This is a genomic window from Amycolatopsis decaplanina DSM 44594 (genome assembly GCF_000342005.1).
In the GTDB taxonomy this organism is placed as follows: Bacteria; Actinomycetota; Actinomycetes; order Mycobacteriales; family Pseudonocardiaceae; genus Amycolatopsis; species Amycolatopsis decaplanina.
Genome location: NZ_AOHO01000048.1, coordinates 501,165 through 523,638 on the forward strand (window position 1 = coordinate 501,165; position 22,474 = coordinate 523,638).

A 22,474-nucleotide genomic window follows, 5' to 3' on the forward strand; every position below is an offset into this window, starting at 1 on the left:
GTTACTGTTCGGGGTATGTCCCGAGCGAGTCTTGACAAGGATCCGCACGAAGTCGCCGCCATGTTCGACGACGTCGCGGACGGCTACGACCGCGCGAATTCGTTCATGACCTTCGGCTTCGACCGCCGCTGGCGCACCATCACCGGCCGGGTGCTGGACGCCAAACGCGGTGAGAAGGTGCTGGACCTCGCGGCGGGCACCGGCGTGTCCACCGTCGAGTACGCGCGCAACGGCGCCTGGTGCCTCGCGGCGGACTTCTCGGTCGGCATGCTCAAGGCGGGCAAGCATCGCGGCGTCCCCATGGTGGCCGCCGACGCGATGAGGCTGCCGTTCGCCGACGACAGCTTCGACGCGGTGACCATCTCGCTCGCGCTGCGGAACTTCGTCGACACCAAGGCCGCGCTCACCGAGATCGCCCGGGTGGTCAAACCGGGCGGCCGCCTGGTGATCTGCGAGGTGTCGACGCCCACATTCCCGCCGATCCGGTTCCTGCACCGGAAGTTCATCGCGAAGCTGCTCACCTGGGTCGGCGCCAGGACCTCGTCGAACCCCGAGGCGTACTCCTACCTGGCCGAATCCATGCTGGCGTGGCCGGATCAGCGGACACTGGGCGAGATCATCGCGAGCGCAGGCTGGACCGAGGTGGAGTGGCTGAACCTCACGTTCGGCGTCGTCGCCATCCACCGCGCGAAGAAGCCATCCGTAAACTCGCGCGTATGACCCGTCGCAGCTCTGATCACGACGCCGAAGTAATCGTTGTCGGCGCCGGACCGGCCGGCTCCACCGCCGCCACGTACCTCGCCCGCGCGGGCGTCGACGTGCTGCTGCTGGAGAAGACCGAGTTCCCGCGCGAGAAGGTGTGCGGCGACGGCCTGACCCCGCGCGGCGTCAAGCAGCTCATCGACCTGGGGATCGACACCAGCGAGGACGCGGGCTGGGTGCACAGCCGCGGCCTGCGGATCCTCACCGGCGAGCTGACGCTGGAACTCGACTGGCCGGATCTGACGAGCTACCCACCGTACGGCGTTTCGCGGACCCGGCAGGACTTCGACGACCTGCTCGCGAAGACCGCGGTCAAGGCGGGCGCGCGGCTCTACGAGCGCACCACCGTCACCGGCGCCATCACCAGCCCGACCGGCCGCGTGATCGGCGTCGAGGCGAAGGTCGGCCCCGAGAAAACGCCGGTGAGCTACCGCGCTCCGCTGGTACTGGCCTGCGACGGCGTCTCCGCGCGGCTCGCGCTGAGCGTCGGCATCCAGAAGAACGAGAAGCGCCCGATGGGCGTCGCCGTCCGGCAGTACTACAAGAGCCCGCGTCACGATGATCCGTTCATCGAGGGGCATCTGGAGCTGTGGGACCGCTCGGACCCGCGCGACCCGAAGCTGCTGCCCGGTTACGGCTGGGCGTTCCCGCTGGGCGACGGCACGGTGAACGTCGGCCTCGGCATGCTGTCGACATCGGCCGCGTTCCGCAGCACCGACTACCGCGCGCTGCTGCGCCAGTGGCTCGACGGGACGCCCGAGGAGTGGGGCTACCGGGAGGAGAACGCCATCGGCAAGGTCGGCGGCGCCGGTCTCCCGATGGGTTTCAACCGCACCCCGCACTACCGCGACGGCCTGCTGCTGCTCGGCGACGCCGGTGGCATGGTCAGCCCGTTCAACGGTGAGGGCATCTCGGCCGCGATGGAGTCCGCGCAGCTGGCGTCGGAGTTCGTCGTGCAGGCGCTGGCGCGGCGGGAAGGACCTTCGCGCGAGCGTGCGCTGGAGGGCTACCCGCGCGCCGTCGGGGAGCTGATGGGCGGCTACTACCGGCTCGGCAACGTGTTCGCGAAGCTGATCGGGAAGCCGAAGATCATGCACGCGGCGACGAAGTACGGGCTGCGGATCAACTCGATCCTTCCGTTGGTCTACAAGGGACTTTCGGGCTGCTACGACGCCAAGGGCGGGGACGGCGTGGACCGTCTGATCGCCGCTCTGGCACGGGCGACGCCCACTCCGCGCTGACGGCTCCGGAGTACATGAAGGCCCCACGCCCACAAAGAGGTTGCGAAAGCCGCTTTCGCAATCTCCTCGACGGGAGTCGGGCGGGCCTCTCCGTCTGCTGACGCGAAGGGCGCCGTACCCGCATAAGACGCGGTGAAAGGGCCCTTTCGCTGCGTCTGACGCGGGGAAAGTCCCCTTCAGCTCCACACGTCTGGACCAGTCACGGGTACTCCACGCAGTGGTATCGGTCACAGGACAAATGTGGGCAAACGGACCCGGGAAGCCGATCTTGAGAACGACGTCGCAGGTCACCGGTATCGCACGTCGGACGTAACCGTACTGGCCGTGCGGTCAAGTTAGGGCAACCTTATAGCGCGGGGCCTAGGGACAAGAATGTGAGTCACGTCCTACACTCGCCCTATGCTTTGTGAATCGCTTCACATCCTTGACGGGAGGCTTGTGAACTATTTCACAAGCAAGGGGGTCGTCATGCACGGCCCGTAAGGGTTGCCTAACTCTCGGCGGTGTGACCCAGGTGACTTAGGGTGCCGACCGAGGGAAGCGGTGAACCCCGACTCGAAAACCGCAGCGGCGCGGAAAGGATGGCGAAAACCCCGTGCTGATGTTGCCCGTGCTGACCCAGGCGAGCACCCCCTCGGTGCCGAACCTGGACATGTACCTCCCCTTGGTCCTCTTGTTCGTCCTCGCTCTCGGATTCGCGGTGCTCTCGGTGCTGCTCGGTCCGCTCGTCGGCCCGAGCCGGGCCAACAAGGCGAAGCTCGCGGCCTACGAATGCGGTATCGAACCGTCGCCGCAGCCGGTCGTCGGCGGCGGCCGGATGCCGGTCGCGTACTACATCACCGCGATGCTGTTCATCCTGTTCGACATCGAGATGGTCTTCCTCTACCCGTTCGCGGTCTCCGCGGACGCGCTGGGCATGTTCGGCCTGGTGGAGATCGTGCTGTTCATCGCGACGGTCGGTTTCGCGTACGCCTACGTGTGGCGTCGCGGCGGCCTGGATTGGAACTAGAGAAGCATGGGCCTCGAAGAAAAACTCCCCAACGGCATCCTCCTGGCCAGTCTCGAAGGCCTGGTGAACTGGGCCCGCAAGAACTCCATGTGGCCCGCCACCTTCGGCCTCGCCTGCTGCGCGATCGAGATGATGACCGTCGGCGGTTCCCGCTACGACATCGCCCGCTTCGGCATGGAGCGCTTCAGCGCGACGCCGCGCCAGGCGGACCTGATGATCGTCGCCGGTCGCGTCACGCAGAAGATGGCGCCGGTGCTCCGCCAGATCTACGACCAGATGGCCGAGCCCAAGTGGGTGCTGGCGATGGGCGTCTGCGCCTCGTCCGGCGGCATGTTCAACAACTACGCCGTGGTGCAGGGCGTCGACCACATCGTCCCGGTCGACATGTACCTCCCCGGCTGCCCGCCGCGCCCCGAAATGCTGCTCGACGCGATTTTGAAGCTGCACGCCAAGATCCAGGACGAGCCGATCAACGCCCGCCGGGCCGCGATCCGCGCCGCCAGCGGTGAGCGCACCGAGCTGATCGCCTCCTCGATCAAGTACGCGAAGAAGTGAGCGACGTGCCCGAAGACAACACCCCCGAAGAGACCCCGGAAACGGGCGGCGAGCAGTCCAGCGCCGAGCGTCCCGAAGGCGGTCTCGAACCGCAGGGCACGCGCCCGGCCGAGCCGGTCGTCACCGGTAAAGAGCGCCAGGGCATGTTCGGCGTGCGCGGCACCGGTGACACCTCCGGTTACGGCGGCGTCCGCCTCCCCGCGTACAGCCCGCCCCCGGCGGAGCGCCCGTACGGCGGCTGGTTCGACGAGTTCGCCGACGAGTTCTACGCGGCCTTGGCGGACAACAAGATCCCGGCGAACGCGATCCAGCAGACCACGGTCGACCGCGGCGAGATCACCTTCTACGTCTCCCGCGAGCACCTCGTCGAGATCGCCAAGGTCCTGCGCGACGACGCCGGTCTCCGCTTCGAACTGCTCAGCTCGGTTTCCGGCGTGGACTACGGCGTCGACGTGCCGCAGCGGCTGCACTCGGTCTACCACTTCACGTCGATGACCTACCGCCGCCGCATCCGGCTCGAGGTCACCCTCGACATCGAAGACCCGCACGTCCCGTCGCTGGTCGGGGTCTACCCGACGGCCGACTGGCAGGAGCGGGAAGCCTGGGACATGTTCGGCATCGTCTACGACGGCCACCCGGCGCTGACCCGCATCCTCATGCCGGACGACTGGGACGGCCACCCCCAGCGCAAGGACTACCCGCTCGGCGGGATCCCGGTCGAATACAAGGGCGCGGAGATCCCGCCGCCGGACCAGCGGAGGTCGTACTCGTGAGCACCGAACACCTCTCCGACGTCACCACAGGCACGGACACTTCGCCTGAAGGCAGCGACAGCGTCGAGTACGCAGACTCCCGCGAGACCACCGAAGGCCGCGTCTACACCGTTTCCGGCGGTGACTGGGAAGACCTCATCGAGGACTCCCGCCACGACGAGCGCATGGTCATCAACATGGGCCCGCAGCACCCGTCGACGCACGGCGTGCTCCGGCTCGTGCTGGAGATGGAGGGCGAGACCGTCACCCAGCTCCGCTCGGTCATCGGCTACCTGCACACCGGGATCGAGAAGAACTGCGAGTACCGCACGTGGACCCAGGGCGTCACCTTCGTGACGCGCATGGACTATCTCGCCCCGCTGTCGACCGAGATGGCGTACTGCCTCGGTGTCGAGAAGCTGCTCGGCATCCAGGCCCCGCGCCGCGCCGAACTGCTGCGCGTGATGCTGCTGGAGATCAACCGCATCGGCTCGCACCTGGTCTACATCGCCACCGGCGGCATGGAACTCGGTGCCACCACGGCGATGACGCTCGGCTTCCGTGAGCGCGAAGAGGTCCTGCACCTGCTGGAGCACCTCACCGGGCTCCGGATGAACCACGCGTTCATCCGCCCCGGCGGCCTCGCCCAGGACATGCCGGACGACTACCAAGAGGTCGTCAGCGCGTTCGTCAAGACGATGGACGAGCGGCTTCCCTTGTACGACAAGCTCTTCACCGGCCAGCCGATCTGGCGCAACCGGCTCAAGGGCGTCGGCTACCTGCCGGTCGACGCGTGCCTCGCGCTCGGCGTCACCGGCCCGGTGCTGCGCAGCGCCGGTCTCCCGTGGGACATGCGCAAGACCGAGCCGTACTCCCGCTACGAGGAGTTCGAGTTCGACATCCCGACCTCGACCGAGGCGGACTGCTGGGCGCGTTACCTGCTTCGCGTCGAGGAGATGCACCAGAGCCTGCGGATCATCAAGCAGTGCCTGAAGAAGCTCGAGCCGGGCCCGGTCATGGTCGAGGACAAGAAGGTCGCCTGGCCGGCGCAGCTCTCGATCGGCAGCGACGGCATGGGCAACTCGCTCGAGCACGTCCGCAAGATCATGGGCCAGTCGATGGAATCGCTGATCCATCACTTCAAGCTGGTCACCGAGGGCTTCAAGGTCCCGCCGGGCCAGACCTACACGTCGGTGGAGTCGCCGCGCGGCGAACTCGGCGTGCACCTGGTCTCCGACGGCGGCACCAGGCCGCTGCGGGTCCACGTGCGCGAACCGAGTTTCGTGAACCTGCAGTCGATGCCCGCGATGGCCGAAGGCGGCCTGGTGGCGGACGTGATCGCCGCCATCGCCTCGATCGACCCCGTCATGGGGGGAGTGGACCGTTGAGCACCCAGCCCGGAACGACACCGACGCCCGAGCCCGGCACCAGCCTGGCCGAGCAGACCCACATCGCCGCCGGTGGTGACGTCGACGTGATCGCGATCGCGCCGGATCCCGCCGAGGCGGAAGGGATCCTGGAGAACGCGAAGCTCGAAGACATCTTCGACGCCGACACCTACGCCAAGGCTCAGAACCTGATCTCGCGGTACCCGCAGTCGCGTTCGGCTTTGCTGCCGATGCTGCACCTCGTGCAGTCGGTGCAGGGTTACGTGAGCCAGGAGGGCATCGCCTTCTGCGCGCAGAACCTGGACCTGTCCGACGCCGAGGTCAGCGCGGTCGCGACGTTCTACACCATGTACAAGCGCCGCCCGTGCGGCGAGCACCTGGTGAGCGTCTGCACCAACACGCTGTGCGCGGCCATGGGCGGCGACGCGATCTACAAGAAGCTCCAGACGCACCTCGGCTCCGAAGAGAAGCCGTTGGGGCACAACGAGACCGCGGGCACGCCGAACGAGCCCGGCTCGATCACGCTGGAGCACGCCGAATGCCTCGCGGCCTGTGACCTCGCCCCGGTCATCCAGGTCAACTACGAGTACTTCGACAACCAGACCGAGGACAAGGCCGTCGCGCTGGTCGACGCGTTGCAGGCGGGCAAGAAGCCCGCTCCGACGCGCGGCGCGCCGCTGACGGACTTCAAGGGCGCCGAACTGCAGCTCGCCGGGTTCTTCCCGGAGGACGCGCAGCAGTACCGCACGGACATCGACGGTCCTTCGCAGGCCGTCGAAACCCTCCGGGGAGCGCAGGTCGCGCAAGATCGCGGCTGGACGGCTCCCGCCATGAAAGACGTTCCGCTCCCTGAAGTGGAGAAGAAGTAATGGCTGACCCGATCACCCCGGTCCTCACGAAGCGCTGGCTTTCGCCCAACTCCTGGACGATCCAGTCCTACGAAGCCCTCGAGGGCTACACCGCGATCCGCAAGGCGCTCAAGGCCACTCCCGAGCAGATCGTCCAGCTGGTCAAGGACTCCGGTCTGCGCGGCCGTGGCGGCGCGGGCTTCCCGGCCGGCATCAAGTGGTCCTTCATGCCGCCGAACGAGGACAAGCCGCACTACCTGGTCATCAACGCCGACGAGGGCGAGCCGGGCACCTGCAAGGACATCCCGCTGATGATGGCGGACCCGCACTCGCTGATCGAGGGCTGCATCATCGCCTCGTACGCGATGCGCTCGCACCATTGCTTCATCTACGTCCGCGGCGAGGCGCTGCACTGCATCCGCCGTCTCAACGCGGCCGTGCGCGAGGCGTACGAAGCGGGTTACCTCGGCAAGAACATCCTCGACTCCGGATTCGACCTCGACATCACCGTGCACGCCGGTGCCGGGGCGTACATCTGCGGCGAGGAGACGGCGCTGCTGGACTCGCTGGAGGGCCGTCGCGGCCAGCCGCGGCTCAAGCCGCCGTTCCCGGCCGCCGCCGGTCTTTACGCCGCGCCGACCACGGTGAACAACGTCGAGACCATCGCCAGCGCGCCGTACATCGTCAACGGTGGTTCGGACTGGTTCCGCCAGATGGGCCGCGAGAAGTCGCCCGGCCCGAAGATCTACTCGATCTCCGGCCACGTCGAGAAGCCCGGTCAGTACGAATGCCCGCTCGGCACCACGCTGCGCGAACTGCTCGACATGGCGGGTGGCATGAAGGACGGCATCCCGCTGAAGTTCTGGACGCCGGGTGGTTCGTCCACGCCGATGTTCACCGCCGAGCACCTCGATGTTCCGCTGGACTTCGAGGGCGCGGCGGAAGCCGGGTCGATGCTGGGCACGACGGCCGTGCAGGTCTTCAACGAGACCGTTTCCGTGCCGTGGGCCGTGATGAAGTGGACGCAGTTCTACGAGCACGAGTCCTGCGGCAAGTGCACGCCGTGCCGCGAAGGCACGTACTGGCTGGCGCAGATCCTGGAGCGCATGGTCGAGGGCAAGGGCACCGAGGAGGACATCGACACCCTGCTCGACGTCTGCGACAACATCCTCGGCCGCTCGTTCTGCGCCCTCGGCGACGGCGCGGTCTCGCCGATCCAGAGCGGGATCAAGTACTTCCGGGATGAATTCCTGGCTTTGTGTGAGAAGAACAAGGCTCCGAAGCAGGAGCAGGAACTGGTGGGGGCGCAGGCATGACGATCGCACCCGACAAGCCCGGAACGTCCACTGAGGACACTTCGGTCCCCGAGGGCCACGTCAAGCTGGTCATCGACGGTGAAGAGGTCATCGCGCCCAAGGGCGAGCTGCTGATCCGCACCGCCGAACGGCTCGGCACGGTCATCCCGCGCTTCTGCGACCACCCGCTGCTCGACCCGGCGGGCGCCTGCCGCCAGTGCCTGGTCGAGGTCGAAATGGGCGGCCGCCCGATGCCGAAGCCGCAGGCCTCGTGCACCATGACGGTCGCCGACGGCATGGTCGTGAAGACCCAGCTGACCTCGGCCGTCGCGGACAAGGCCCAGCAGGGTGTGATGGAGCTGCTGCTCATCAACCACCCGCTGGACTGCCCGATCTGCGACAAGGGCGGCGAATGCCCGCTGCAGAACCAGGCGCTCGCGCACGGCCGCGCGGACTCCCGCTTCGTCGACACGAAGCGGACGTTCCCGAAGCCGCTGCCGATCTCCTCGCAGGTGCTGCTGGACCGTGAGCGTTGCGTGCTCTGCCAGCGCTGCACCCGGTTCTCCCGCGAGATCGCCGGCGACCCGTTCATCGAGCTCCTCGAACGCGGCGCTCACCAGCAGATCGGCACCGCCGAGACCGCGGACGTGCTGGACCTGGCCTCCCGGACGACGTCCGGGCAGCCGTTCCAGTCGTACTTCTCCGGCAACGTCATCCAGATCTGCCCGGTCGGCGCGCTGACGTCGGCCGCGTACCGGTTCCGTTCGCGGCCGTTCGACCTGGTGTCCTCGCCGAGCGTGTGCGAGCACTGCTCGTCCGGCTGCGCCGAGCGGACCGACTTCCGCCGCGGCAAGGTCATGCGGAAGCTCGCGGGCGACGACCCCGAGGTCAACGAAGAGTGGCTCTGCGACAAGGGCCGGTTCGCCTTCCGTTACTCGACCGCGGACGACCGTATTCGCCGCCCGCTGGTCCGCAACGCCGACGGCGTGCTCGAAGAGGCTTCCTGGACCGACGCGCTGCGCGCGGCGGCTGCCGGGCTCGCCGAGGCGCGGGCCGGCAAGGGCGCCGCGGTGCTGACCGGAGGCCGTCTGACTGTCGAGGACGCCTACGCGTACTCGAAGTTCGCGCGGATCGCCTTGGGCACCAACGACATCGACTTCCGGGCCCGCCCGCATTCGGCCGAGGAACTGGGCTTCCTCGCGTCGCACGTGGTCGGGACGACACCGGAAAGCGGCGTCACCTTCCGCGAGATCGAGCGGGCGCGCACGGTGCTGTGCGTCGCGTTCGAGCCGGAGGACGAGGCGCCGATCGTGTTCCTGCGGCTGCGCAAGGCGGCCCGCAAGAACCGCACCCGCGTCGTCCACTTGGGACAGTGGACCACCTCCTCGGTCCGCAAGACCTTCGGTGAGCTGCTGGCCTGCGCGCCGGGTTCCGAGGCCGCCGCGATCGACGGGATCGCGCAGCACGCGCAGGACGTCGACCAGGCGCTGGCGTCGGAAGGTGCCGTCATTCTCGTCGGCGAGCGTGCCGCCGAGGTCCCCGGCCTCTTCTCGGCCCTGCACCGGCTGGTGGAGCGCACCGGCGCCCGGCTCGCGTGGATCCCGCGTCGCGCGGGTGAACGCGGTGCCCTGGCGGCGGGCGCGGCGCCGACGCTGCTGCCCGGTGGCCGTCCGGTCACCGACGACTCGGCTCGCGCCGAGGTCGAAAAGGCCTGGGGCGTCACGCTTCCCGCCACGGCGGGCCGCGACACCACCGCGATCCTCAAGGCCGCTTCCGGGAACGACCTCGACGGCCTGCTCGTCGGCGGCGTCGACCCGGACGACCTGCCGGACCCGGACCTTGCCCGCCGCGCGCTCGAAAACGCGAAGTTCGTGGTGAGCCTGGAACTGCGGCACAGCGGGGTCACCGAGCACGCGGACGTCGTCCTCCCGATCGCCCCGGCGGTCGAGAAGGCGGGCAGCTACCTGAACTGGGAAGGCCGCCGCCGCGAGTTCGCCGTCACCCTCGAAGGCACCGGCGCCCTGCCGGACTGCCGGGTGCTCGACACCCTCGCCGTCGAGATGGACGCCGACCTGTTCACCCAGACCCCGGCCGCTTCGGCCGCCGATCTGGCCAAGCTGCCCCAGAGTTCCGTGAAGGCCCCCTTCACGGACTCTGGGTCCCTCAAGGAGGCCTTCACGGACCGCCAGGGGAACGGCAAGGTCCTCCTCGCCACCTGGCGGCAGCTGATCGACAACGGTTCGCTGCAGGACGGCGAGCCGCACCTCAAGGGCACGCAGCGCGAGGTCGTCGCCAAGCTCTCGGCGAAGACCGCCGAAGGCCTGGGCGGCAGCGTGAAGGTCTCCACCGAACGCGGTTCCATCACGCTGCCGATCGAGGTCGCGGACCTGCCGGACGGCGTCGTGTGGCTCCCGGGCAACTCCGACGGCTCGGCCGTCCGCGCCTCCCTCGGCGCCGGACACGGTTCGGCCGTCAACCTCACCGGAGGTGAGAAGTGACTCCGTTGCTCAGCCAGATGCCGGACGCCGCCGAGCGGGCGGCGCTGCTGGCGGACGACCCGTTGTGGCTGATCCTGCTCAAGACGGTCGTCATCCTGCTGATCGGCCCGATCCTGACGATCTTCCTGATCGTCTGGGAGCGCAAGGCGGTCGGCCGGATGCAGAACCGCCCCGGCCCCAACCGGGTCGGGCCCGGCGGCTACCTGCAGTCCCTGGCGGACGCGATCAAGCTGCCGTTCAAGGAACAGATCATCCCGGACACCGCCGACCGCAAGGTGTACTTCCTCGCGCCGGTGATCTCCGCGGTGCCGGCGCTGATCGCGCTGGCGGCGATCCCGTTCGGCCCGGTGGTCTCGATCTTCGGTGAGCGGACCGTGCTCCAGCTGGTCGACCTGCCGGTCGGTGTGCTGGTGATCCTGGCCTGCTCCTCGATCGGTGTGTACGGCCTGGTGCTGGCCGGCTGGTCGTCCGGTTCGCCGTACCCGCTGCTCGGCGGGCTCCGCTCGGCCGCGCAGGTGATCTCCTATGAGATCGCGATGGGCCTGTCCATCGTCGGCGTCATCCTTTACTCGGGTTCGATGTCGACCTCGGCGATCGTCGATTCGCAGCAGACCGGCTGGTACTTCTACCTGCTGCTGCCGAGTTTCGTGATCTACCTGATCTCCATGGTCGGTGAGACCAACCGCGCGCCGTTCGACCTCCCCGAGGCCGAATCCGAGCTGGTCGGCGGTTTCCACACCGAGTACAGCTCGATGAAGTTCGCGATGTTCTTCCTCGCCGAGTACGTCAACATGGTGATCGTTTCGGCGTTCGCGACCACGTTGTTCCTCGGTGGCTGGAAGTTCCCGTTCGTCGGCGCGGACCACGCGCTGAACCAGGGCTGGCTCCCGCTGATCTGGTTCGCCGCGAAGCTGTTCATCCTGCTGTTCGGCTTCATCTGGCTGCGCGGCACGCTGCCTCGGCTGCGGTACGACCAGTTCATGCGGCTGGGCTGGAAGGTCCTGGTGCCGGTCAACCTGGTCTGGATCGTCGTGATCGTCACGGTCCGCGCGATCAAGAACTCGGGCGGCCTGTCCACCCCGCAGATCCTCATCGGCGGCGGCGCGCTCATCCTCGTCGTCGTCATCCTGAGCCTGCTGCTGCCGGACAAGAAGGTTCCGGAAGACGACTACGTCCCGGTGACCGGCGGCGGGTTCCCGGTGCCGCCGCTCGACCTGCAGGTCCCGGAGAAGACCCCGCGTCAGAAGGCCCTCGCGAAGGCCGAAGCCCGGGCTGCCAAGCGCAAGCCCGCGGCGGTTTCCAGTGGAAGGGAGGCCGGCGATGGGGATGTTTGATCCCATCAAGGGTTTCGGTGTCACCTTCGGCATGATGTTCAAGAAGGTCGCCACCGAGGAGTACCCGGAGGCGGGCGCCCCCGCGGCTCCGCGTTACCACGGCAGGCACCAGCTCAACCGGCATCCGGACGGGCTGGAGAAATGCGTCGGCTGCGAGCTGTGCGCATGGGCCTGCCCGGCGGACGCGATCTTCGTCGAAGGCGGCGACAACACCGAAGAGGCACGTTTCTCGCCCGGTGAGCGGTACGGCGCCGACTATCAGATCAACTACCTGCGCTGTATCGGTTGCGGGTTGTGCGTCGAGGCCTGCCCGACCCGGTCCCTGACGATGATCAACTTCTACGAGCTGGCCGACGACGACCGGCAGCGGTTGATCTACACCAAGGAAGACCTCCTCGCGCCGCTGCTGCCCGGCATGGAGCAGCCGCCGCATCCGATGCGGCTCGGCGAGAACGAGCAGGACTACTACGTCAACGGCCCCGAGCTGGCGCGCAAGCAGCCCGCCGAGACGAAGGAGCCGATCAAGTGATCACGGCTCTCCTCGCACAGGCGCCGGACGTTTCGGCCGGGATCACCACCGGCGAGACCATCGCGTTCTGGGTCCTCGGCCCGCTCGCGCTGCTCGGCGGCCTCGGCATGATCTTCTCCCGCAACGCCGTGCACTCGGCGCTGTGGCTGGTCCTCACGATGCTGTGCCTCGGCGCGCTGTACATGATCCAGCAGGCGCCGTTCCTCGGCTTCACGCAGATCATCGTCTACACCGGCGCGATCATGATGCTGTTCCTGTTCGTGCTGATGCTGGTCGGCCGGGAGAGTTCCGACTCGGTCGTCGAAGTGCTGCGCGGACAGCGGGTCATGGCGACCCTGCTCGGCATCGGCGTCGGCGGGCTGCTCGCCGCGGGGCTCGCCCGCGCGCTGGCCAACGTCACCCCGGCGCTGCCGCGTGACCCCGCGAATCTCGACGGCGGCGGCCCCGGCGGGCTGGGACGGCTGATCTTCACCAAGTACCTGTTCCCGTTCGAGCTCACCTCGGCGCTGCTGATCACCGCCGCGCTCGGCGCGATGGTGCTCGCGTTCACCGACCGGCACGCCAAGGGCGGCAAGAAGTCGCAGAAGGAACTCGTCGTCGACCGGTTCACCGGCAAGCACGACCGGCCTTCGCCGCTGCCCGGCCCGGGTGTCTTCGCCACGGCCAACTCGGTCGCCACCCCGGCGCTGCTGCCCGACGGCTCGATCGCCAGGGAGTCGCTCTCGGAGATCATCGAGTCGACTTCGGCCGCACGGCTGGAAAACGAGCGGAAGCAGGTCGCCGGGACGTCCGACGACGCTGTAGGCCCGCACGCTCTGGTCGGCAAGTCTGAAGGGGAGAAGGAATGACCCCGACGTACTACCTGCTCCTGTCCGCGCTGCTGTTCGCCATCGGCGCGGTCGGGGTGCTGGTGCGCCGCAACGCGATCGTCGTGTTCATGTGCATCGAGCTGATGCTGAACGCGGCGAACCTGTCCCTGGTCACGTTCGCCCGGATCAACGGGTCGCTCGACGGCCAGGTGATGGCGTTCTTCGTGATGGTCGTCGCCGCCGCCGAGGTCGTGGTGGGGCTGGCGATCATCATGGCGATCTTCCGCACCCGGCGCTCGGCCTCGGTCGACGACACCAACCTGCTGAAGTACTAGGAGCACCGAGTTGACCGCATCATCGTGGCTGCTGGTGGCCTTCCCGGCTCTTGGCGCCCTTATTCTTTTGCTGGCGGGTAAGCGGGCCAGGGGCTGGGGACACCTCCTCGGCAGTGCGACCGTTTCGCTGTCCTTCGTGTACGGCCTGATCCTGTTCTTCACGGCCGACACGAAGGCCACCGCGGACGTCAAACTGTTCTCGTGGATCCCGGTTTCGGCGCTGCAGGTCGACTTCGGGCTCCGGATCGACGCGCTTTCGCTGACGTTCGTGCTGCTGATCACCGGCGTCGGCATGCTGATCCACTTCTACTCGATCGGCTACATGGCCTCCGACCGCGACCGGTCGAGGTTCTTCGCGTACCTCAACCTGTTCGTCGCCTCGATGCTGATCCTTGTGCTGGGCAACAGCTTCGTGACGCTGTACCTCGGCTGGGAAGGTGTGGGTCTCGCGTCGTACCTGCTCATCGGCTGGTACCAGGACCGCCCGTCCGCGGCCACCGCGGCGAAGAAGGCGTTCCTGATGAACCGCGTCGGTGACGTCGGGCTCGCGCTGGCGATCTTCCTGATGTTCAAGTACGTCGGGAGCACCGGCTACGCCGAGGTCTTCGGTGCCGTCGGCCAGATCCCGACCGGCGCGGTCACCGCGATCGCGATCCTGCTGCTCCTGGGCGCCTGCGGTAAATCCGGTCAGTTCCCGCTGCAGGCCTGGCTTCCCGACGCGATGGAGGGCCCGACCCCGGTCTCGGCCCTCATCCACGCGGCGACGATGGTCACCGCCGGCGTCTATCTGGTCGCCCGCGCGCACGACATCTTCAACGCCACCCCGGACGGCCGCCTGATCGTCACCCTCGTCGGCACGGTCACGCTCTTGATCGGGTGCATCATCGGCTGCGCCTACGACGACATCAAGAAGGTCCTGGCGTACTCCACGGTCAGCCAGATCGGTTACATGATGCTCGCCGTCGGCCTCGGGCCGATCGCCTACGCGCTCGGCATCATGCACCTGGTGGCGCACGGTTTCTTCAAGGCCGGGCTGTTCCTCGGGGCCGGTTCGGTCATGCACGCCATGAACGACGAGGTCGACATGCGGAAGTTCGGCGGGCTGCGCAAGCACCTGCCGGTCACCTTCTGGACCTTCGCGCTCGGCTACCTGGCGCTGATCGGCATCCCGCCGCTCTCGGGCTTCTTCACCAAGGACGCGATCATCGAAGCGGCCCTGGCCCAGGGCGGCTGGCGCGGCTGGGTGATGGGCGGCGCCGCACTGCTCGGCGCCGGGCTCACCGCGTTCTACATGACGCGCCTGATGGTGATGACCTTCTTCGGCAAGGAACGCTGGAAGGAGATCAAGTCCAGCGACGGCCGAGACTTCCACCCGCACGAATCGCCCGCGGTGATGAAGTGGCCGATGATCATCCTGGCCGTCGGCTCGGTCGGTGCCGGCGCGTTCTTCGCCCTCGGCGACCGGTTCGCGGAATGGCTGGCGCCGGTGGTCGGTCCGCTCGAGGAGGGTGGCCACAGCGTCATCCCGCACGCGCTGGTCCCGTTCCTCACCGTGGCGCTGTCCGTGCTCGGCGCGGCGGCGGCGTGGCTCTTCGTCGGCCGTAAGGACGTTCCGGTGGAACGCCCCGAACGGGTCTCCGCCGTGGTCAAGGCCGCGCGCAACGACCTGTACGGCAACACCCTGAACGAGACGCTGGTCGCCCGTCCGGGCACCTGGCTCGCCCGCGCGCTGGTCTACGTGGACAACCGCGGGGTCGACGGCGCGGTCAACGGCCTCGCCGCCGCGCTCGGTGGCGGATCCGGGCGCCTGCGCCGCCTGCAGACCGGCTTCGTCCGCTCGTACGCACTGTCCATGCTGGGCGGCACATTCCTGCTTCTGGCGGCACTCCTGCTGGTGAGGTTCTCCTGATGACCTGGGTACTCGCAACCATCCTGCTGCCGCTGGTCGGCGCCGCGGTCGTCGCGGGGATGAAGAAGAACGACAGGCTGGCGACGCTCACCGCGCTCGTGGTGTCGCTCCTGACGTTCCTGCTGGTGATCCCGATGTGGGCGAGCTACACGCCCTCGGGGGACCGGATCCAGCAGAAGTCCTCGATGGACTGGATCCCGAACTTCGGCATCCACATCTCGTTCGGCATCGACGGCATCGCGCTGGTGATGATCGCGGTCATCGGCCTGCTCGTGCCGATCGTGGTCGGCGCGCTGGGCCTGACCGACAAGCTCCCGGCCGGGCGCTCGGCGGGCGGGTTCCTGTCGCTGATCCTGGTGCAGGAGGCGCTGACCATCGCGGTGTTCGCCGCGACCGACGTCTTCCTGTTCTACGTGCTGTTCGAGATCATGCTGATCCCCATGTACTTCCTGATCGGCGGCTACGGCGGCGCGAACCGGCAGTACGCGGCGGTCAAGTTCTTCCTGTACTCGTTCCTCGGCGGCCTGATCATGCTGGCCTCGGCGATCGGGGCGTACTCGCTGGCGTCGGACAAGCTCGGCAAGGGCAGCTTCGACTGGGAAACCCTCGTCACGGTCGTCCGCGACGCCCCGCTGGGCACGCAGATCTGGTTGTTCCTCGGGTTCTTCCTCGCTTTCGCGATCAAGGCCCCTTTGGTGCCGTTCCACACCTGGCTGCCCGACGCCGCCGGACAGGCGCCCATCGGCGTCGCGGTCCTGCTGGTCGGTGTGCTGGACAAGGTCGGCACGTTCGGGTTCCTGCGCTACTGCCTCCCGATGTTCCCGGAGGCCAGCAAGGAACTCGCGCCGTGGGTGCTGGTGCTCGCCGTCGCGGGTGTCATTTACGGATCGATCCTCGCGGCCGGGCAGCGCGACATGAAGCGGTTCATCGCCTACGTGTCGATCGCGCACTTCGGCTTCATCGCGCTCGGCATCTTCACCTTCAACGAGCAGGCCATGGTCGGCTCGGTGTCGTACATGCTCAACCACAGCCTCGCCACCGGCATGCTGATCGTGGTCGTCGGCCTGATCGTGATGCGCGGCGGGTCCACCCGGATCTCCGACTACGGCGGCATGGCGAAGGTGACCCCGCTGCTCGGCGGGATGCTGCTCATCGCCGGCCTGTCCACCTTGTCCCTGCCCGGCACCAACTCCTTCATCAGTGAGTTCCTGGTGCTGCTGGGGTCCTTTGTGGACTACCCGGTGTACACGATCATCGCGACGGTCGGCATGGTGCTGGCCGCGGCTTACGTGCTCTGGCTCTACCAGCGCGTCATGCAGGGCCCTGTCCGCGGTGACGCCCTCATCGGCGCCGGCGGTGGCCCCGGCACGGCGATGGCTCCGGAACTCGGGGCGACCAAGGCCATCAAGGACCTCGGCGGCAAGGAGATCGCGATCCTGGCGCCGATGGTCGTGCTGATCATCGCGCTCGGGTTCTATCCCAAGCCGGTGCTCGACACGATCACCCCGTCGGTGCAGGCGACCATGTCGTCCGTGCAGGGAGGCAAGTAAACCGTGCTCTTCTTGACTCAGGCGCCACCGGTGCAGGTGCCGTCGATCGACTACTTCGCCGTCACACCGGTGCTGATCATCCTCGGCGCCGCATGTGTCAGCGTGCTGTTCGAAGCCTTCCTGCCCAAGCACATGCGGTGGCCGTCGCAGGTCTTCCTGTCCTTGATCGGCATCGGGGCGGCAGGCGTCTTCCTCGCCTGGTACGCCAGTTCGTCCGCGCCGAAGGGCGGTGTCACGACCTTCAGCGGCGCGATCGCCATCGACCGGCCGTCGCTGTTCCTGTGGGGCACGCTGCTGGCGCTGGCGCTGGGCGCGGTGCTGCTGATCGCGGACCGCTCGGTCGAGCCGGGCGGCGCGTTCGTCGCGCAGGCCGGTATCCGCCCGGGCACGGTCCAGGACCGCGCGCAGGTCGGCACCACCGGCATGCAGACCGAGGTCTTCCCGCTGACGTTGTTCGCGCTCGGCGGCATGATGTCGTTCGTCGCGGCCAACGACCTGCTCACCATGTTCATCGCGCTCGAAGTGCTGAGCCTGCCCCTGTACCTGATGTGCGGTCTCGCCCGCCGGCGTCGCCTGCTCTCGCAGGAATCCGCGGTCAAGTACTTCCTGCTCGGCGCGTTCTCGTCGGCGTTCTTCCTCTACGGTCTCGCGCTGCTCTACGGCTACGCGAACTCCGTGAAGCTTTCGGACATCGCCAACGCCGCCGCCGGTTCGGACCGGTCGGACACGCTGTTGTTCGCCGGGCTCGGACTGCTCGCGGTCGGCCTGCTGTTCAAGGGTTCGGTCGGTCCGTTCCACACCTGGACGCCGGACGTCTACCAGGGCGCGCCGACCCCGGTCACCGCGTTCATGGGTGCCTGCACCAAGGTCGCCGCGTTCGGCGGGATCCTGCGGGTGTTCTCGGTGGCGTTCGAGTCGACCAGCTGGGAATGGCGCGGCGTGCTCTGGGCCGTCGCGATCATCTCGATGCTGATCGGTGCGGTGCTCGGCCTGACGCAGACCGACGTGAAGCGCATGATCGCCTACTCGTCCATCGCGCACGCCGGGTTCCTGCTCGTCGGTGCCATCGCGATGACCGAGGACGGCCTTTCGAGCACGCTGTTCTACCTGCTGGCCTACGGCTTCACCACACTCGCCGCGTTCGGTGTCGTCTCGCTGGTGCGGGACTCGAACGGTGAGGCGACGCACCTGTCCGCCTGGGCGGGGCTGGCGAAGCGGTCTCCGGTGCTGGCCGGGGTGTTCACCTTCCTGCTGCTCGCGCTGGCCGGTATCCCGCTGACGAGTGGTTTCGTCGGCAAGTTCGTGGTGTTCTCGGCGGCCTTGTCCGACGGGATGGCGCCGCTGGTCGTCGTCGCCCTGATCTTCAGTGCCGTCGCGGCGTTCTTCTACCTGCGGGTGATCGTGCTGATGTACTTCTCCGAGCCGGCTCCCGACGGCCCGACCGTCACCGTGCCCGGCGCGTTCACCACCACGGCCATCACGCTCGGCGTCATCGTCACGCTGGTCCTCGGCCTGCTCCCGGCGTTCGCCCTCGACTGGGCGGGTTCCGGCGGGTTCGCCCTCAAGTAGTCCTGCTTCGCGAAAAGCCCCCTCGCTGTCGTGAGGGGGCTTTTTCGTGTCAGCGCGACGTCAGAGCGGGTCCGGCATCCCGGTCGTCTATCTCAACGGCCAGTTCGCGACCCAGGACTACTGGCGGCGGATCCTCGCCGACCTGGGCCCGGACTTCCGCGCCATCTCCGACGCCATCCGCGAGGTCGCCCGCCTCGGGGGACGACTTGCCGGGGCGCACAGGGCAGGTTGCTCGCCTGGAGAAGGGGAGCGATGCCGAAGCCGAAGCCCACACCCCAGGCGAGAGCGCTCGCCGAGGGACTTCGAGTCGCACGGAAGGCCGCCAGATTGGCCGCGACCGAAGTGGCCGACAAACTGGCGTGGTCCCAGTCGACGATCAGCCGGATCGAAACCGGTGTGCGCGCGGCGTCCGCCGAAGAGGTGTCGGCGCTGCTCGCGATCTATCAGGTCACCGGGCAGCGGCGGGACGCGTTGCTGTCACTGTCTCGCGACAGCGAGCCCTGGTGGTTCGCAGACGCGTCCCTCCAGATGAAAACCCTCGCGCAGTACGAAAAGGAGGCCAGCAAGATCGTCACTTTCGCGACCACGCTCCTCCCTGATCTGCTTCAGACGCCTTCCTACGCGAGGGCTACGGACCTTTCCGCCACGGCGATCGAAGCGCGGCGGGAACGGCAGAAAATGCTGGGAAAGAAGAAATTCGTCGCATATGTCGACGAAGGGGCACTGCGCCGTCAGGTCGGCGGCCCGCGGGTGATGGCGAATCAGCTTCGGCATCTCGTCTCGATGGCCGAGCGGCCCACCGTCGAACTACGGGTCATCCCCTTCGCCGCCGGAGCGCATCCCGGCGACGCCTACATCCTGCTGGAATTCGGCGACGACCGGCCGTTGGTGTACCTGGAACATCGGCGATGCGGGCTGTTCCTGCATCGGCCCGGCGATGTCGAACCGTATGTCCAGTCCACTGTGGACGCTGTCGCGCTGGACCCGGTGCGGTCGGTGCACCTGATCGAGTCAGTGGTCGAGGCTCGCACGCAGCGCGGCGACCTTTTGGGCCAGTAGCGCGGGTTCGCCGGGAAGGACGGTGATGTACCGGTTCCGGGGAGAACCGCTCAAGTGCATGGCCACCCGTCCGGCGTCGAGATCCAGATAGGACAGGCCGTCCGTGGCCTCAGTGCGTCTACCCCCGTCAGGACGCATGGCCGCGGCGACGAACCCGACGCCGAAGTAAGGCTGCTCGAAGACCTCGTCCAGCCGTCGGGCGTCCCGGCTCCGTGACTCGGGCTCGTCGTAGAGGTTGTTCCCGCCGTCGCCCTTGAAGTCGTCCTGGGGCAAGGAGAACGGGGCGAACCGCGCGGGCGGGTACTCGGGCAGGTTCATCACGAGCGCCGCCGCGCGGTCGGAGGTCCGCACGCCTTTCAGCCACACGCGGTTTCCTGCGCAGATCGCGGTCACCGCGGCACGTCCGCGAACGGCGACGAGCACGCTGTACTGCTCCGCCTCCGTCCGCACCGTCGCGTAATACTCGGTGTTCGGCCGGTCGAGTATGTGCAGGACGTCCTCGAAGTCGCTGGTCAGCCGTTTGCCCTCGGTGAAGCCGAGCTCGCCGAGTTCCTCGAACGCCGCCCGGTCTTCGCCGTTCCGCGACGACGGCGGGATATAGCGCAGCCCGCCCGCGAAGATCAGGTGAGGATCTCCGCAGCCGGCGTGACGGAAAGCGGTCAACAAGGTGTCGAGCGTGATCTCGACCGGGCGCGCGAGCACCACGTGTCACCCTCCCCTGGGACTGTGGTGCTACTTCTTCTTCTCGCCGATCACCGGCGGCATCGGCTTTTCGGTGTAGCCGCCGAAGGTCTCGTCCGGATCCGGGTTCTGAAGGTACGCCGGAGCCTTCTTCTCCTTGTCCTCCTCGCCCTTCCCACGGGCCGCGCCGGGCGCCATCGGCATCCCGTTCGCCCCGCCACGACCGGTGGCACCGGCCGTTCCCGCCGCGCCACGGCCGCCCACGCCCTCGCCCGGCATCCCGGCGCCGCTTCGGCCACCCATACCGGGTTGACCGGCGCCGCCGGGAACACCGGGGACGCCGCCGCGGAAACCGCCGCCCGGCACGCCGGGTGATTTGGCGCCTGTTCCCGGAACGCCGGGGCCGCTCGCTCCCGGACCGAACGGGCCGTATCCGGGTGGGAAGGTGCCGGGCTGGTTGTAGGTGGGGCCGGGTTTGCCGGTCGGCCCGAAGTCGAGGTTCGCCGCCGGCGGCACGACCGGTGTGGTCTGGGGCGGCGTATACGAATTCGCGCGGGTCCCGTCGTCCGGCTGCTGCACGCCGGGCTGGTGCGTGCCCGGGTACGACTGGCCTGGCTGAGGCTGACCTGGCTGCGGGCCGCTTTCAGCCGCGCCACCCGGCGCCGGTGCACTCGGCCCACCAGGTCCGCTCGGTCCGCGGTAGGGCTCGCCGATACCGGGATCGCGCCCATCGGAGCCGCCGAATCCCTTCGCCGTCGGCTTCCCGGCGCCACCCTCGTCCAGGGTGACGCTGCCGCCGGGGTCGGTGAGCTGCGCGTACTGGGCGGGCAACTCGTCACCGTTGGAGGTGCTGGCCGAGTGGTAGGTCGCGAAGGTGTCGATGTTGTGCTGGCTGTCGGCCTGATACCCCTTGGCCTTCTCAGCGTAAGAGGGCTTACCCGTGAGCTGGTTCAAGACGTCCAGCGCGGTCGGCTCCGGGGGATTCGGCGGAACCGGCTTGACCGAGTTCTTGGCCATACCGAACGCGTCCATCTGCGCGCTGATGGCCGACTGCGCCACAGCCAGATGCATCGCGTCGTCGTACGCGGCTTCCACGACGGGCTTCGTCGCGTCGGCGGCCGCGTCGCTGGCGCCACCTTGCCAGCCGGCCATGGTCTTCTGGGTGAGCGCTGTGAGCTTCTGCGCGCGCTCGTGGTGCCGCTGGGTCAGGTTGAAGGCACGGACCTGCGCTTCGGAGAGCGAGCCGGTGCCCTCACCTCCGGTGACCTGCTCGTAGATCTGGGCTGCGGTGAGCGGTCCAGCCGTCATCAGTTGCCCCCTCTGATGGTGGTCAGCACCCTGACCGCGCCTTCACGAGCGGCGGTACAGGGGTCCTTTTCACCGATGTTCGCCTCGGACTGGAGCAAGGCGATGCCGATGGTTTGTGTGTCGCTGATGCCCAGCGAGACTGAGCAGTCGCCTTCGGCGCGGCGGTCCGTGACGCCGTACGCAGTCACTGGGTAACCGTCAATGGGCTCGAGCGGTTCGACCAGCTTGTAGGCCTTTTCCTTGGCGGCATAGACGCTAGCGGTGCCTCCATCTGGACCGCTGCCAAAGACCACGTCTATCCGTGGATTGAGAGACGAAGGCACGGTCCACCTGCAGGCAGGCCCCGCCGCTCCGTCTCGCTGCTTGGATTCGGTAGTGGGCCCGAGGAGCTCCTTGGCCTGTGCGTCCGTGAGGGCAGTGCAGGGAGCCTGCTTGAACCGTGTTACGTCGATCGGGTGCTCGACCTTGGGCACACCGGGCGGCAGGCTGGCCGAGTTCGAGGGACTCGGGCTTGACCCGCCGGTGCTGGGTGTAGGGGTGCCATTGGTGGTGGGCGTCGAGCACGCGGAGAGAACCAGGGCGGTCGCGCTAAGGATGAGAATGGTGCGTCGCATCAGGCGATGCCCTCCGGCTGCTGGTTGATGACCGTTCTGGCCTGCTCGTCCGCAGCGGCGTACTTGCCTAGCGCGGCTACATACTTGGCGGCCATATTCTTGCAGTAGGCGACGCGCTGATTGAGGGCGTCCACGAGCGCTTGGCCCGACTGGCGGGTAATCGTCGCGTTGTCCCCGCTTGCGTATTCCCGCCCCGGGGGCTCGACCTTGGCGATGAACTCTGCGTCTACGAGGTCGTCCCTGTACTCCTGGGCTAGGGCGTTCCACTCTTTCACCAGCTCATGGAGTGTCGCTTCGTCGTACTTGAACCCCGCACCTTGGGCGACGGGCGTCCCGTAGGAGCCGCCAGCCGGACGGAAGCGGTCGACTTCACTCCAGCGCAACCCGGGTTCATAGGTCGGCGACCCCTCAGGCACGGCCATGCACCCC

General features: G+C 67.9%; 21 protein-coding genes. 17 read left to right on the forward strand and 4 right to left on the reverse strand.

Annotated elements, in window-relative coordinates; genetic code table 11:
- Positions 1–15 precede the first annotated feature (15 nt).
- The 17 genes from H074_RS15060 to H074_RS15140 all read left to right on the forward strand — a co-directional run bounded on the left by H074_RS15060 (position 16) and on the right by H074_RS15140 (position 19,442).
- Positions 16–720, forward strand: a complete 705-nt coding sequence (locus H074_RS15060; protein ID WP_039922431.1) for a demethylmenaquinone methyltransferase — start codon at positions 16–18, stop codon at positions 718–720.
- Positions 717–2,003, forward strand: coding sequence for a geranylgeranyl reductase family protein (locus H074_RS15065; RefSeq protein WP_007030908.1), 1,287 nt, complete (start codon positions 717–719; stop codon positions 2,001–2,003). The genes H074_RS15060 and H074_RS15065 overlap by 4 nt, the downstream gene beginning before the upstream one ends.
- Before the next feature lie 601 nt (positions 2,004–2,604).
- On the forward strand, positions 2,605–3,012 hold the full coding sequence (locus H074_RS15070) for an NADH-quinone oxidoreductase subunit A (protein WP_039922573.1): 408 nt from the start codon (positions 2,605–2,607) through the stop codon (positions 3,010–3,012).
- A 6-nt stretch (positions 3,013–3,018) separates the two neighbouring features.
- Entirely contained in the window at positions 3,019–3,567 is a 549-nt protein-coding gene (locus H074_RS15075) for a NuoB/complex I 20 kDa subunit family protein (RefSeq protein ID WP_005151847.1), read from the forward strand.
- Between the two features lie 5 nt (positions 3,568–3,572).
- Positions 3,573–4,340 (forward strand): NADH-quinone oxidoreductase subunit C, encoded by a 768-nt coding sequence (locus tag H074_RS15080; RefSeq protein ID WP_007030910.1) that lies wholly within the window; start codon positions 3,573–3,575, stop codon positions 4,338–4,340.
- A complete protein-coding gene (locus H074_RS15085) occupies positions 4,337–5,707 on the forward strand; it encodes an NADH-quinone oxidoreductase subunit D (protein ID WP_007030911.1) in 1,371 nt (456 codons plus the stop codon). The genes H074_RS15080 and H074_RS15085 overlap by 4 nt, the downstream gene beginning before the upstream one ends.
- The gene (gene nuoE / locus H074_RS15090) at positions 5,704–6,576 is read left to right on the forward strand and encodes an NADH-quinone oxidoreductase subunit NuoE (RefSeq protein ID WP_007030912.1); all 873 of its coding nucleotides are present in this window, start codon (positions 5,704–5,706) and stop codon (positions 6,574–6,576) included. The genes H074_RS15085 and nuoE overlap by 4 nt, the downstream gene beginning before the upstream one ends.
- Positions 6,576–7,871 (forward strand): NADH-quinone oxidoreductase subunit NuoF, encoded by a 1,296-nt coding sequence (nuoF, locus tag H074_RS15095; protein ID WP_007030913.1) that lies wholly within the window; start codon positions 6,576–6,578, stop codon positions 7,869–7,871. Before nuoE ends, nuoF begins: the two co-directional genes overlap by 1 nt.
- On the forward strand, positions 7,868–10,348 hold the full coding sequence (locus tag H074_RS15100; RefSeq protein WP_007030914.1) for an NADH-quinone oxidoreductase subunit G: 2,481 nt from the start codon (positions 7,868–7,870) through the stop codon (positions 10,346–10,348). Before nuoF ends, H074_RS15100 begins: the two co-directional genes overlap by 4 nt.
- Entirely contained in the window at positions 10,345–11,682 is a 1,338-nt protein-coding gene (nuoH, locus tag H074_RS15105; RefSeq protein WP_007030915.1) for an NADH-quinone oxidoreductase subunit NuoH, read from the forward strand. The genes H074_RS15100 and nuoH overlap by 4 nt, the downstream gene beginning before the upstream one ends.
- The gene (gene nuoI, locus H074_RS15110; RefSeq protein ID WP_007030916.1) at positions 11,669–12,211 is read left to right on the forward strand and encodes an NADH-quinone oxidoreductase subunit NuoI; all 543 of its coding nucleotides are present in this window, start codon (positions 11,669–11,671) and stop codon (positions 12,209–12,211) included. The genes nuoH and nuoI overlap by 14 nt, the downstream gene beginning before the upstream one ends.
- The gene (locus tag H074_RS15115) at positions 12,208–13,059 is read left to right on the forward strand and encodes an NADH-quinone oxidoreductase subunit J (protein WP_007030917.1); all 852 of its coding nucleotides are present in this window, start codon (positions 12,208–12,210) and stop codon (positions 13,057–13,059) included. Before nuoI ends, H074_RS15115 begins: the two co-directional genes overlap by 4 nt.
- Entirely contained in the window at positions 13,056–13,355 is a 300-nt protein-coding gene (nuoK, locus tag H074_RS15120; protein ID WP_005151882.1) for an NADH-quinone oxidoreductase subunit NuoK, read from the forward strand. The genes H074_RS15115 and nuoK overlap by 4 nt, the downstream gene beginning before the upstream one ends.
- Positions 13,356–13,365: 10 nt before the next feature.
- Entirely contained in the window at positions 13,366–15,264 is a 1,899-nt protein-coding gene (gene nuoL, locus H074_RS15125) for an NADH-quinone oxidoreductase subunit L (protein WP_039922434.1), read from the forward strand.
- Entirely contained in the window at positions 15,264–16,814 is a 1,551-nt protein-coding gene (locus H074_RS15130) for an NADH-quinone oxidoreductase subunit M (protein ID WP_007030919.1), read from the forward strand. Before nuoL ends, H074_RS15130 begins: the two co-directional genes overlap by 1 nt.
- 3 nt (positions 16,815–16,817) lie before the next feature.
- Positions 16,818–18,383 carry an NADH-quinone oxidoreductase subunit NuoN gene (gene nuoN, locus H074_RS15135; protein WP_007030920.1) on the forward strand — a complete coding sequence of 522 codons (1,566 nt, stop codon included), beginning with the start codon at positions 16,818–16,820 and terminating at the stop codon, positions 18,381–18,383.
- 252 nt (positions 18,384–18,635) lie between these two features.
- Entirely contained in the window at positions 18,636–19,442 is an 807-nt protein-coding gene (locus H074_RS15140) for a helix-turn-helix domain-containing protein (protein ID WP_007030921.1), read from the forward strand.
- Here the strand turns inward: H074_RS15140 and H074_RS15145 are convergent.
- From H074_RS15145 to H074_RS15160, 4 genes are read right to left on the reverse strand one after another with little or no spacing between them, the layout of a single operon-like run.
- Positions 19,395–20,147 (reverse strand): ESX secretion-associated protein EspG, encoded by a 753-nt coding sequence (locus H074_RS15145; protein ID WP_007030922.1) that lies wholly within the window; start codon positions 20,145–20,147, stop codon positions 19,395–19,397. The genes H074_RS15140 and H074_RS15145 overlap by 48 nt on opposite strands.
- 27 nt (positions 20,148–20,174) lie before the next feature.
- Positions 20,175–21,431: a PPE domain-containing protein gene (locus H074_RS15150; RefSeq protein ID WP_007030923.1), complete on the reverse strand. Its 1,257-nt coding sequence runs from the start codon at positions 21,429–21,431 to the stop codon at positions 20,175–20,177.
- Positions 21,431–22,045: a DUF3558 domain-containing protein gene (locus H074_RS15155; protein WP_083920420.1), complete on the reverse strand. Its 615-nt coding sequence runs from the start codon at positions 22,043–22,045 to the stop codon at positions 21,431–21,433. The genes H074_RS15150 and H074_RS15155 overlap by 1 nt, the downstream gene beginning before the upstream one ends.
- Complete coding sequence (locus tag H074_RS15160) at positions 22,045–22,467, reverse strand: hypothetical protein (protein WP_007030925.1); 423 nt, start codon at positions 22,465–22,467, stop codon at positions 22,045–22,047. The genes H074_RS15155 and H074_RS15160 overlap by 1 nt, the downstream gene beginning before the upstream one ends.
- Positions 22,468–22,474: the final 7 nt, after the last annotated feature.